This window comes from Bradyrhizobium sp. BR 10289, assembly GCF_019455385.1.
Taxonomy (GTDB): domain Bacteria; phylum Pseudomonadota; class Alphaproteobacteria; order Rhizobiales; family Xanthobacteraceae; genus Bradyrhizobium.
In genome coordinates, this window is sequence record NZ_JACOFR010000004.1 from 1 (window position 1) to 12,387 (window position 12,387).

The following is a 12,387-nucleotide window of genomic DNA, read 5'->3' on the forward strand; positions in this document are numbered from 1 at the left end:
CCCTCAACAGGATGAATTCGATCAGCGAATTAGTGAACATGCACAGCAATGACGATGTGGCGGCAGACGTGCCATGATTACTCCGTCCCGCCGATTTGCTCCGTCGTGTCAGGCTCTTAACAGCATCTATCGAGCCACGCGCCCTCACCCCGGTTCTACTGTGCATGGGGTTGTTTTCACATTTTTTGTTTCGGCATCCCGAACGCATGCGCCGCAAACAAAAAACCCGGCCTCGCGAACGAGGCCGGGCCCTGTCGTCTTGCGACGCGTTCGAAGATCAGCCGCGGGTGCGCGAGCGGATCATGAAGCTGTCGTAGGTGTATTCGGCGACCTGCCACCACAGATATTCGTCGGAGCGGTAGGCCTGCATGGCGTCGATCGACTTCTTGAAGTCGGGGTTCTTGGCCGAGATCTCGCCCCACAGCTCGTTGGTCGCCTTGAGGCAGGCTTCCAGCACCTCGTTGGTGAACGGACGGAGCTGGGTGCCGCCGGCGACCAGACGCTTCAGCGCCGCCGGGTTCTGCATGTCGTAGCGCGCGGCCATCCAGCTGTTGGCGTTGGCCATCGCGTTGGTGAGGATCGCCTGGTAGTTCTTCGGCAGCGAATTCCACTTGTCGAGGTTGGTGAAGGCGTGGACGGTCGGACCGCCCTCCCAGAAGCCCGGGTAGTAGTAGTACTTGGCGACCTTGGCGAAGCCGAGCTTCTCGTCATCATAGGGGCCGACCCACTCGGCCGCGTCGATGGTGCCCTTTTCCAGCGCCGGGTAGATGTCGCCGCCGGCGAGCTGCTGCGGCACGACGCCGACCTTCTGCAGCACCTGGCCGGCGATGCCGCCGATGCGCATCTTCAGGCCCGAGAGGTCCGCAACGGTCTTGATCTCCTTGCGGAACCAGCCGCCCATCTGGGTGCCGGTGTTGCCGCAGGGGAAGCCGATCACGTTCGACTTCTTGAAGAACTCGTTGCCGAGCTGCTCGCCGCCGCCCTGATACCACCAGGAGTTCTGCTGGCGGGCGTTGAGGCCGAACGGCACCGAGGCGTAGATCGCCCAGGTCGGGTCCTTGCCGACATAGTAGTAGGAAACGGTGTGGCACATCTCGACGGTGCCGTTTGAGGTCGCATCGAGCGCCTGCAGGCCCGGGACGATTTCGCCGGCGGCGAACACCTGGATCTGGAACTTGTTGTCGGTCATCTCGGCGACGTACTTGGCCACCTGCTCGCCGCCGCCATAGATGGTGTCGAGCGACTTCGGGAAGCTCGACGTCAAGCGCCACTTGATCTCGGGCGAGGACTGCGCGATCGCTGGCGAGGCCACCGCGGCGGTCGCCGCCGCGCCTGCTGCCGACACTTTCAGGAAATCACGACGCTTCATCTTCAGGTCTCTCCTTGCTGGGGCGTTTCCCCTAACTTCCTCTTTGCTGCCGCTCATTCCGGCGACGCGTTTTGGGCCGCGTCGAACCGAAGGGGCTTGACTGCCGTGGGCCTTTAACACGGACGGCCCCGTTTCGGAACGCGACATTGGCATGACGGGGCGCTACGAAAGTCGCATGTCCCCAAAGGATTGGCTTGGACCCGCTCAGGCCGCCGCGATGACGCCCTTGAGCTGGTCGCGGACCTGTCCGGCAATGGCGCGGTAGATCGCCGCATGAGGCCCGTCCGGCTCGCTGTCGACCACCGGGCTACCGGCATCCGACGAGGCGCGAATCGCCATGTGCAGGGGGATCTCGCCCAGGAACGGGACGGCGAGCTTCTCGGCCTCGTGGCGCGCGCCGCCATGGCCGAAAATGTCGGATTTCGTGCCGCAATGCGGGCACTGGAAATAGCTCATGTTCTCGACGATACCGAGCACGGGCACGTTGACCTTCTTGAACATGGCAAGGCCACGGCGCGCGTCGATCAGGGACAGGTCCTGCGGGGTCGAGACGATCACCGCGCCCTTCAGTGGCACGTTCTGCGCCAGCGTGAGCTGGGCGTCACCGGTGCCCGGCGGCATGTCGACGACGAGCACGTCAAGTGTGCCCCAGGCGACGTCGCGCAGCATCTGCGTCACCGCCGACATCACCATCGGCCCGCGCCAGATCATCGCGGTCTCTTCCTCCACGAGGAAGCCGATCGACATGATGGCCAGACCAAAACGCCGGAGCGGAATCATCTTGCGCTCGTCGTTGAGCTCCGGCTTCTCGTGCAGGCCCGTCAGGCGCGGCACCGAGGGGCCGTAGATATCGGCATCGAGCAGCCCGACCCTGAGGCCGAGGTCGCGCAGGCCGAGCGCGAGATTGAGGGCGGTGGTCGACTTGCCGACGCCGCCCTTGCCGGAGGCGACCGCGATCACGGCGGCAACGCCCGGAATTTCCGACTGCCGCGCCATCGGCGACTGGGCGCCGCCCTGCGGCGCCGGCTTGTGGGCATGGACCGGCTGCACGCCGGGCGCGCCGCGGCTCGGCTGCGGGGGCGGCGGCGGTGCGGAGCCTGCCTTGCGCTCGGCCGTCAGTGCCACCATCACGGTGGTGACGCCGGGAATGGCGCGCACCGCAGCCTCGGCTTCGGCGCGGACGGATTCCCAGGCCCGCGCCTCGGTGGCATCGACATTAATCGAGAAGAACACCTTGCCGTCAGATGCGCTGATCGCGCTCAGCACGTTGGCATTGGTGAGCGCAACCCCGCGCGGCGATTTGATCCGGGCAAGGCTGTCGAGAACCTGTTGTTGCGTCACGCTCAAAGCGCATCTCCTAGAGTAGAGCATGATCCGGAAAAGTGTGGGCGCTTTTCCGATAAGATCATGCTCAAGGCTTGAGGATGCCCCATTAGAGCGGAAACAGCCAAAAGGCTACTGCCTGCCAATATCGTCCGCCATCTCGGCGGGGGCTGCCCCCTGCTCCAGGGCCGCCTCGTAATTCAGCTCGATCATGACCCCGTTGGGGTCGTGGACGAAGATCTGCCAGAGGTCGCCGCCGGGCACCTGGCGGAAGTCGAATTTCACGCCCTTGGAGGCCAGCCGCTGCTTCATGCCGTCAAACCCGCGGCTGACGAAGGCGACATGGTGGACAACGCCGGAATCCGGCTTTTGTGGCTCGGAGGTCGGAGAAATATCGACCAGGTGCACCACCGCCTTGCCCTCGCTGTACATCCAGGCCCCGGGGAAGGCGAAGTTCGGCCGGGCGCCTTTTTCCAGGCCCAGCACGTCCTCGTAGAAGCGTACGGTCTCGGCCAGATTCCGGGTCCGGATGTTGAAATGATCGAGGACGCCAACGCTCACGCCGCCCATAGCCTCGCTCCCTTGTTTTGAAGTCCTTAGTCCTGCCATCCTAGCACAGGGGACCGCCAAACGAAGCCGTTGCCCTCCGCCCCATACGGTTTATGGTGCACCCGGCCCGCCCTCACGCGGAACCCCAAGGACCCCGGCTGGCGCCCCTCGCCCGGCTGCAACCGTAAAACTCAAGCTACGGACACACACATGGCTAAAGTCGCTTTCCTCGGTCTCGGCGTGATGGGCTTCCCTATGGCCGGACACCTCGTGAAAAAAGGGGGCCATGAGGTCACCGTCTACAACCGCACCGCGGCCAAGGCGAAGGAGTGGGCGGACAAGTTCGGCGGCAGGACCGCGGCGACCCCGAAAGCCGCCGCCGAGGGCCAGGACTTTGTGATGTGCTGCGTCGGCAACGACAACGACCTCCGCGCGGTCACGATCGGCGCCGACGGTGCCTTCGCCGGCATGAAGAAGGGCGCCACTTTCGTCGACCACACCACCGCCTCTGCCGAAGTCGCGCGCGAGCTCGATGCGGCCGCGACCAAGGCCGGCTTCAAGTTCATCGACGCGCCCGTCTCCGGCGGTCAGGCCGGTGCCGAGAACGGCGTGCTGACCGTGATGTGCGGCGGCGCGCAGGATGTCTATGCCGGTGCCGAGCCGATCATCATGGGGTCCTATGCGCGGATGTGCAAACTACTGGGGCCCGCCGGAAGCGGCCAGCTGACCAAGATGGTCAACCAGATCTGCATCGCAGGCCTCGTGCAGGGTCTCTCCGAGGGCATCCACTTCGCCAAGAAGAGCGGCCTCGATGTCCCCGCAGTGATCGAGACCATCTCCAAGGGCGCCGCGCAGTCCTGGCAGATGGAAAACCGCTACAAGACCATGAACGAGGACAAATACGATTTCGGCTTCGCGGTCGAATGGATGCGCAAGGACCTCTCGATCGCTCTCGCCGAGGCCCGCCGCAACGGCGCCAATCTCCCGGTCACCGCGCTGGTCGACCAATTCTACGCCGAGGTCGAGAAGATGGGCGGCAAGCGTTGGGATACGTCGAGCCTGCTCGCGCGCCTCAACCGCTGACACCAGACGAACTGACCCGCCTTGCTGATCGCGCTCGCCGCCATCTTCGTTGTAGCCTACGCGGCGATCGCGCTCGAGCATCCGATCGGGGTCAACAAGAGTGCGTCCGCGCTGCTCGGTGCGGGCGTGCTCTGGACCATCTACGCCATGATGACGGGCGATCATGCGCTGGTCGGCCGTCAGCTCGACGAGTCCGTCGCCTCCACCGCGCAGATCGTGTTCTTCCTGATCGGCGCGATGACTATCGTCGAGGTCATCGATGCCCATGACGGTTTCGAGGTCATCACCTCCCGCATCGGCACGGCCAGCCAGCTTCGTCTGATCTGGCTGATCGGCTTCGTGACCTTCTTCCTCAGCGCGATCCTCGACAATCTGACCACCACCATCGTGATGGTCTCGCTGATCCAGCGGCTAATCGCCCGGCGCGACGACCGCCTGCTGTTCGCCTCGCTGATCGTCATCGCCGCCAATGCCGGCGGCGCCTGGACCGTGATCGGCGACGTCACCACGACCATGCTGTGGATTGGCGGGCAAATCACGCCCTTGAAGATCATGAGCTCGGTGTTCCTGCCCTCGCTGCTCAATCTGCTGGTGCCGCTGGTGTTCATTAGCCTGGCGCTGCGCGGCAAGACCATCGCGGCGCCGTCAAGGGACGGCGGATTGCAGGGCGTCGATCCGTTCGAACGCAACGTGATGTTCTATCTCGGCCTCGGCGTGCTGATCGCGGTGCCCGCCTTCAAGACGCTGACCCATCTGCCGCCCTTCATGGGCGTACTGCTCGGGCTCGGCATCGTCTGGCTGGTCGGCGAGATCGTCCATCGCGACAAGGACGAGCATGTCCGCCAGCCGCTCACGCTGGCGCACGCGCTGACCCGGATCGACATGGGCTCGATCGTGTTCTTCGTCGGCATCCTGCTCGCGGTCGCCAGCCTCGAACATGCCGGGCTGCTCTCGATGCTGGCCAAGTGGCTTGATGCCACAATCGGACGACAGGACGTCATCGTAGTCGTGCTCGGCCTGCTCAGCGCCGTCATCGACAACGTGCCGCTGGTCGCCGCGACCATGGGCATGTACGACCTCGCGCATTACCCGGCCGACAGCTTCCTCTGGGAGTTCATCGCCTATTGCGCCGGAACCGGCGGCTCGATCCTGATCATCGGTTCGGCCGCGGGCGTCGCCGCCATGGGGCTCGAGCGGATCGAGTTTCTCTGGTACGCCCGCCGCATCGCCGGCCCTGCGCTGGCGGGCTATCTGGCGGGCGCGGTGGTCTACATCGCGCAGCACGCGTGGTTGCACTGAGCCGCGCGCGCCCAGAATTAACGCCCGGTTAACGTAATTCTTTAGCTCCTTAAGTCACCTCTTAAGGATTTCTTGCCAGAGATAGAGAATGCAGAAGGCCCGCCTCGCGCGGGCAGGAATCGTTGTTGTGTCGATGAGTAAACCCGCTGAAAAGCCTGAGGTCGTGCAGCTTCCGGCCGAGCCGGTGAGCGCACCATCGGCGAGCAGCCGCAGGGCTGCCTCGCAGCGGGTGCGCGAGGCGCGCGATAAGTTAACGTCGACCAGCGGAACCCGCCCGGCCTTCGATGCCGAGATGCTGCGCCAATATGCGCAGACACGGCTGTCTGCCTCCTACGTTGTGATGCTGCTGGTGGTCGCAACCGGTGTGCTGTTCGGGCTGTGGATGCAGCCGATTCCAGCCGCGGCCTGGACCGCCGGCATGCTCTGCATCCACGCCGCGCTGATCCGCAGCTGCCACCGCTTCCTGGCCGAGCCCACTTCGCCTGCCGCAACGCGCGCCTGGCGGACGCGCTTCGTTGTGCTCGACCTGCTCTATGGCCTGTGCTGGATGGCGATCCTGATCCATCCCGTGCTCGACATGGTCACGGAAACGCTGATGATGTTCCTGATGCTGCTGGTGATCGCAGTATCGAGCATGCTCGCGGCGAACTTGCCGATTGCGGCTCTTGCCGCCACCGCCCCGGTCGCCGTTGCCATGGCGCTGAGCTTCGCGATGACCGGCTCGCTGGACAATTACATCCTTGCCGCGCTCGCGCTCGCCGCCGAAGGCTATTTCGTGCTGCTGGCGCATCGCCTGCACTCCTCGACCTTCGCAACGCTGGAAGCGCGCGCCGAGAAGGACGCGCTGATCGGCGAGCTGGAACAGGCCAAAGCCATCTCCGACGAAGCGCGTCACCGCGCCGAATCCGCCAACGTCGCCAAATCGCGCTTCCTCGCGCAGATGAGCCACGAGCTGCGCACGCCGCTGAACGCGATCCTCGGTTTCTCCGAGGTGATGAAGAGCGAGATCTTCGGCGCGCATGCGGTGCCGGTCTACAAGGAATATTCCGCCGACATCCATAATTCCGGTGTGCACCTGCTCAACCTCATCAACGAGATCCTCGACCTGTCGCGGATCGAGGCCGGCCGCTACGAGCTGAACGAGGAAGCGGTGTCGCTGGTCGGCATCGTCGCCGACTGTCATCACTTGATGAAGCTGCGCGCCTCGAGCCGCGGCATCACCATCCACGAGGTGTTCGAACAGGCGATGCCGCGGCTCTGGGCAGACGAGCGCGCGATCCGCCAGGTCGTGCTCAATCTGCTCTCCAACTCGATCAAGTTCACCCCGCAAGGCGGCGAGATCTGGCTTAAGGCCGGCTGGACGGCGTCGGGCGGACAATATCTGTCGGTGAAGGATTCCGGCTCCGGCATTCCCGAGGACGAGATCCCGGTCGTGCTTGCGTCCTTCGGCCAGGGCTCCAACTCGATCAAATCGGCCGAACAGGGCGCAGGCCTCGGCCTGCCGATCGCCAAGAATCTGATCGACCTGCATGGCGGCACCTTCACGCTGAAATCGAAGCTGCGCATCGGCACCGAGGTGATCGTCACCTTCCCGCCGGAGCGCGTGATGAGCGCGCTGGCGCCGATGTCGGATGATTCTCCGCCCCTGCAGCCGGAGGTTCCCGATGAGAAGCGCCGGCCGCGCCACAAGCCGATCATGAGCGCAGGCACGGGCTCCTAAACGAGATGCTTGCAGAAATGCCCGACCATCCTCCACTATGTCCGTATGAGCAAAGAAACGCCGTGCGTCGCCGTCTGCATGATCGATCCCAAGAGCAAGCTGTGCTTCGGCTGCGGCCGCACCTTGCCGGAGATCGCACGCTGGCACGCCATGGAGAGCGCGGAACGTCTTTCGGTCATGGCGCTGTTGCCCGGGCGTATGGCGGAGGCTGGTTTGCAGCCGATCGCGGGATCGCCGAAACGCGCCTGACCGGACTGCGTCAGCACGGGGGCGCGCCATGATCCGTTTCCTGCTCGTCCTCGTCATGCTCGCCGGCACGGCCGGCGCCGTCGTCGCCTATGGCGACCCTGATCAGATCGCCCGCGCAAGCCACAAGGTCTCGCACATCTTCCGCGGACAGACTGCATCGCCTGCCCCCGCCGTACAGATCCAGCGCGGCCAGGGCGGCGAGTTCGCGCTGCGCGCGAAGATCAACGGCGTCGCCGCACCGATGGTGATCGACACCGGTGCGACCTCGGTGGTGCTGACCTGGGAGACCGCCAAAGCGATCGGGCTGCCGCTCGAGATGCTCGAATACAACGTCGATCTCGAGACCGCCGGCGGCCATACCAAGGCCGCGCGCCTCACGCTCGATCGTCTCTCAGTCGGTCATCTGGTCGAGAAATCGGTGCCGGCGCTCGTCGTGCAGCGCGGCCAGATGAAGACCAACCTGCTCGGCATGAGCTTCCTCGACCGCCTCGAAAGCTGGGGCGTTCGCTCCGACACGTTGATGCTTACCGGCTATCCGGAGCCCCCGGGCAGCCACCGCCGCGCGCGCACGGCGGTAGATTAGAGCATCACGATCGCTGCGAACGCTGTTCGAAGATGTAGCCGAGGAAGTTCATCAGCACCTGTGCCGCAAGAATGCTGGTCACGCCGGCAGGATCGTAGGCGGGAGCGACCTCGACGAGATCGACCCCGACGACATCGCCGCGCCTAGTCAGGCCCTGAAGGATTTCCATCACCTCATAATATTGAAAGCCGCCGTGGCTCGGCGTTCCCGTTCCCGGTGCAATCGAGGGGTCGAAGCCGTCGATGTCGATCGTCACGTAATAGCGGGCGCCGTGCGGAATCCGGTCGAGGACGCCCTCTGTGCCGAGCTTGCGGGCCTGCCGGACCGAGAGGATGGTGGAGCCGCGCGCACGGGCATCCTCATAGCCCTCGCGGGCGGTCGACGACACGTTGCGGATGCCGATCTGGGTCAGGCCCGTGACATGGTCCTGCTCGGCCGCGCGGCGCATCGGATTGCCGTGGCCCTCGCGCACGCCGTGCCTGACGTCAACGAAATCGAGATGCGCATCGATCTGAACGATGTGGATCGGGCCATGTGCGCTGAAGGCCCTGACGCAGGGAATGTTGACGGCGTGGTCGCCGCCAAGGACCACCGGCAGCGCGCCGCGTTCCAGGATCTTGCGGACCGCCGCTTCCGCATTGGCATGGCTCCGGGACGTGTCGGTGTGGACGATGTCGACGTCGCCGACGTCGACAATGCGTACCTTTTCGAGTGGCAGATAGGTGACGTCGTCCTCATGATCGTAGGCGCCACCATGGCCGAACGAAAACAGGGTCGAGGCTTCGCGGATGGCGCGCGGCCCGAACCTTGCGCCCGAGCGATATTGCGTGCCCATGTCGAAGGGCACGCCGAGCACCGCGACATCGGCGGCGAGCTTGTCCCAGTCGAGGCAAACGGGCCGCTTGCCGAAGGTGCAGTGCCCGACAAATGGCAGGTCCAGTCTGCCGCCTTCATACCCATGTGCCATGCTTCCCCCGATCGCCGAGTTGTCAGTGCTGGCAGAAGCAGATTCCGTTCCAGTTGATATGACGATTTCGCGATAGCGCCCACGCGCGATGGCACAGCCGATGCATGGCCTCAAAACCACCGCCGCCGAGCGCTTGCGCGGAAGCCTGAATCCGGAGACGCCACGCATGATCGCCAATCCCGTCCGCTGGCCGAACGGCGCGAAGTGCGCCTGCTGCCTGACATTCGACATGGATGCCGACAGCCTGATCCATGTCGAGCATCCCGGTGACGGCCATCAGCGCGTCTCGGGCATTTCCATGCTGCGCTATGGTCCGACCGTCGCGGTCCCGCGCATCGTTGAGACCTATCGGCGGCTCGGAATCAAACAGACCTTCTTCGTTCCCGCCTGGTGCATCGAGCAATATCCCTCGGCCATCGAGGCCATGCTCGCCGGCGGACATGAGATCGGGCATCACAGCTATATTCACGAGAACCCGCTCAACCAGACTCTGGACGAAGAGGCCCATTGGCTCGATCTCGGCATCGACATCATCCGCAAGGCGACCGGACAGGCGCCGCGTGGCTGGCGGGCGCCGCTCTACAATTTCTCGCATCGCTCGCTCGACCTGCTGCTGGCGCGAGGCTTCACCTATGATGCTTCGCTGATGGGCGATGACGTGCCCTATGTCATCAAGAGCCGTGCCAATGGCGGCGAGCTGATCGAGCTGCCGACGCATTGGGGGCTCGACGACTGGCCGCAATACGTCCAGTCCTTTGACCTCGACTATTTCATGCCCATCCGCAGCCCCAGCAACGGCTTTGCCGCCTTCCGCGAGGAGTTCCAGGCCGCCTACGCCTATGGCGGGTTGTGGATCCCGACGCTGCACCCCTTCGCGACGGGACGGCTCGCGCGCTGGCATGTGTTCGCCGGCTTCCTCGAGCAAGTGGTCGCGCAAGGCGACGTCTGGTTTGCGCCCATGGAGCAGATCGCGGCGCATGTCCGCGGCGAGATCGACGCGGGGCGCCACCTGCCTCGCGTCGAGCTGCTCCCGCAATATCCCGAACCGGTCGGCCGAATCTTTCCGCGACTTCCGCGCAATTCCACGCCTTCCGCGTCGAAGTGAACTATCACTTCGATCTGTTCCGCTAAGTGCGCCTAGGCCGCCTCCTCCGCCAGCGCACGCGCTCCGACACGCGCGATCGCATCGCGCAACACGTCCACACCTGCGCCCGGCTTCACCCCATTCTCGGCGAGATGGCGTCGAAAGGCGCGCGCGCCAGGGACGGCATGGAATGCGCCGACGAAATGTCGCGTGATGGCGTGCAGCCGTGTGCCCCGCGCAAGCTGCTGCTCGATATAGGGCATCATCGCTTCGAACGCGTCCTGCATGGTCGCATGCGGCGCCGTCTCGCCGAAGATATCGGCATCGACCGAGAGCAGCCGCCACGGCTCCTGATAGGCGGCGCGACCGAGCATCACGCCGTCGACATGCGCAAGATGCGCTTTCGCTTCGTCGATGCTCAGGATGCCGCCATTGATGATGACGGGCACCTCAGGCATCGCGCGCTTGAGGCGATAGACCCGATCGTAGTCGAGCGGCGGGATGTCGCGGTTCTCCTTCGGAGACAGGCCGTTGAGCCAGGCCTTTCGCGCATGCACGATCAGCGCATCGCAGCCGGCAGCGACCACCGCGCGCGCCAGCGTATCGAGCGCCACGTCCGGATCCTGATCGTCAATGCCGATGCGGCATTTTACTGTGACCGGAACGGAGACCGCAGCCTTCATCGCCGCGACGCATCGCGCCACCAGCTCCGGCTCCGCCATCAGGCAGGCGCCGAAGCGCCCATCCTTCACACGATCGGACGGGCAGCCGACATTGAGATTGACCTCGTCGTAGCCGAACTCTTCGCCGATCCGCGCGGCCCGCGCGAGCTCGCGCGGATCCGACCCGCCCAGCTGAAGCGCGACCGGATGCTCCACCTCATCGAACCCAAGCAGCCGCTCCCGGTCGCCATGAATGATGGCGCCGGTCGTCAGCATCTCGGTATAAAGCAGCGCCCGGCCGGTCAGATGTCGGTGGAACACCCGGCAATGCCGATCGGTCCAATCCATCATGGGCGCCACGGTAAATTTTCGCCTTAAGCCATTCATTCTACTTATATTTCGACTCTGATCGAGCCCTAGGGTCACTGTTTGAGCAAGCTCCCGCAGTTTGTAGGACCATATATGCATGAATTGGAAGCCGAAATTACTTCTTCGGATTATCCCTGGGCACGTCACGCAGGCGCGGGGAGGAATGCACGTATTACCCGTAAGGCGTGCATCGGAGATTGGGGCTCACGAATCAGCACCGGCCTATACCCCCTCCGCGTATAGGCTTTGTGCCGCGCTTGTGCGATCGTCGACCACTTCCGATCGAATTCCCAACCGCCCGAATGCTGCGCGCCGCGTTACGACTTTGCCGTACCCGGCTCCGCCATCTTGCGGTGCTGCTTGGCCAGCATCTCGTTCGGGGTGACGTTCGCCAACGTCGTCTGGATCTTGTTCTTCATTCCTGTGACGATGTCTGACTCTCCCCGCAGCATCGCGTCGAAGCCGGCCTTCGCGACCTCGCGCGCGTCATCCTTCTTTTCGGTGCCCACCTTGGTGTCCATCATGTCGGCGCGCCGGAAAAATTCGGTCTCGGTCGCACCAGGCATCAGGCAGGTGACAGTCACGCCGCTGTCGCGCAGCTCCTCGCGCAGTGCGAAGGAGAACGAATCGAGGAACGCCTTGGTGCCGTTATAGACGGCCTGAAAGCTGCCGGGCATGAAGCCTGCGATCGAGCCCGTGATGAGAATACGCCCAGAGTTCCGCCGGAGCATCTCATTGCCGGCGCGATGGATGAGATAGAGAGTTCCGGTGATATTGGTGTCGACGACGCGCCTGATCCGGGCGAAATCCTGATCAAGAAAAGCTTGGCCGAGGCCGACGCCGGCATTGGCGAGCAGCGCATCGATCGGGCGGTCGCCGACCGCGGCACATAATTCGTCGACGCCTTCGGTGGTGGCGAGATCGGCCTGCACGACTTTGACGCTTCCGCCGAGCCTGCGCAACTCGGCGGCAGCCGTCTCGATTGCGGGCTCGTTCGCGACAATGACGAGATCAAACCCGTCTTCGGCACAACACCTTGCGAGTTCCAGACCTATTCCAGTGGAGGCTCCGGTTACGACGGCGAGTTTGCTGGCAGACAATTGATCGGCAGACATGACGTATCCTCGCGC

Annotated in this window: 11 protein-coding genes and 1 pseudogene; 6 read left to right on the top strand and 6 right to left on the bottom strand. The window is 64.2% G+C overall.

Going from position 1 to position 12,387, the window contains the following annotated elements; genetic code table 11:
• Positions 1-277: 277 nt before the first annotated feature.
• The 3 genes from HYH08_RS08900 to HYH08_RS08910 all read right to left on the bottom strand — a co-directional run bounded on the left by HYH08_RS08900 (position 278) and on the right by HYH08_RS08910 (position 3,262).
• Complete coding sequence (locus tag HYH08_RS08900) at positions 278-1,369, bottom strand: TRAP transporter substrate-binding protein (protein WP_220009403.1); 1,092 nt, start codon at positions 1,367-1,369, stop codon at positions 278-280.
• Positions 1,370-1,573: 204 nt separating this feature from the next.
• Positions 1,574-2,716, bottom strand: a complete 1,143-nt coding sequence (locus HYH08_RS08905; protein WP_220009404.1) for an Mrp/NBP35 family ATP-binding protein — start codon at positions 2,714-2,716, stop codon at positions 1,574-1,576.
• A 108-nt stretch (positions 2,717-2,824) separates the two neighbouring features.
• Positions 2,825-3,262 (bottom strand): VOC family protein, encoded by a 438-nt coding sequence (locus HYH08_RS08910; protein WP_220009405.1) that lies wholly within the window; start codon positions 3,260-3,262, stop codon positions 2,825-2,827.
• Positions 3,263-3,427: 165 nt separating this feature from the next.
• Here HYH08_RS08910 and HYH08_RS08915 point away from each other — a divergent pair.
• From HYH08_RS08915 to HYH08_RS08935, 5 genes and pseudogenes are all read left to right on the top strand, one after another.
• A pseudogene (locus HYH08_RS08915) lies at positions 3,428-4,324 on the top strand (NAD(P)-dependent oxidoreductase); the annotation flags it as partial.
• 21 nt (positions 4,325-4,345) lie between these two features.
• Positions 4,346-5,623 (top strand): sodium:proton antiporter NhaD, encoded by a 1,278-nt coding sequence (gene nhaD / locus HYH08_RS08920; protein WP_220009407.1) that lies wholly within the window; start codon positions 4,346-4,348, stop codon positions 5,621-5,623.
• Between the two features lie 133 nt (positions 5,624-5,756).
• Complete coding sequence (locus tag HYH08_RS08925; protein WP_220009408.1) at positions 5,757-7,343, top strand: sensor histidine kinase; 1,587 nt, start codon at positions 5,757-5,759, stop codon at positions 7,341-7,343.
• A gap of 45 nt (positions 7,344-7,388) precedes the next feature.
• Positions 7,389-7,592 carry a DUF1289 domain-containing protein gene (locus tag HYH08_RS08930; RefSeq protein WP_220009409.1) on the top strand — a complete coding sequence of 68 codons (204 nt, stop codon included), beginning with the start codon at positions 7,389-7,391 and terminating at the stop codon, positions 7,590-7,592.
• A gap of 28 nt (positions 7,593-7,620) precedes the next feature.
• The gene (locus HYH08_RS08935; protein ID WP_220009410.1) at positions 7,621-8,175 is read left to right on the top strand and encodes a TIGR02281 family clan AA aspartic protease; all 555 of its coding nucleotides are present in this window, start codon (positions 7,621-7,623) and stop codon (positions 8,173-8,175) included.
• 4 nt (positions 8,176-8,179) lie between these two features.
• On the opposite strand, the gene speB is transcribed toward HYH08_RS08935, so the two are convergent.
• Entirely contained in the window at positions 8,180-9,142 is a 963-nt protein-coding gene (gene speB, locus HYH08_RS08940; protein ID WP_220009411.1) for an agmatinase, read from the bottom strand.
• A 166-nt stretch (positions 9,143-9,308) separates the two neighbouring features.
• Between speB and HYH08_RS08945 the strand changes: the two genes are divergently transcribed.
• Positions 9,309-10,247 carry a polysaccharide deacetylase family protein gene (locus HYH08_RS08945; RefSeq protein ID WP_220009412.1) on the top strand — a complete coding sequence of 313 codons (939 nt, stop codon included), beginning with the start codon at positions 9,309-9,311 and terminating at the stop codon, positions 10,245-10,247.
• Between the two features lie 32 nt (positions 10,248-10,279).
• Here the strand turns inward: HYH08_RS08945 and dusA are convergent, their stop codons facing one another.
• Both dusA and HYH08_RS08955 read right to left on the bottom strand, forming a co-directional pair.
• The gene (gene dusA, locus HYH08_RS08950; RefSeq protein ID WP_220009413.1) at positions 10,280-11,275 is read right to left on the bottom strand and encodes a tRNA dihydrouridine(20/20a) synthase DusA; all 996 of its coding nucleotides are present in this window, start codon (positions 11,273-11,275) and stop codon (positions 10,280-10,282) included.
• Positions 11,276-11,574: 299 nt separating this feature from the next.
• Complete coding sequence (locus HYH08_RS08955; RefSeq protein WP_220009414.1) at positions 11,575-12,372, bottom strand: SDR family NAD(P)-dependent oxidoreductase; 798 nt, start codon at positions 12,370-12,372, stop codon at positions 11,575-11,577.
• Positions 12,373-12,387: the final 15 nt, after the last annotated feature.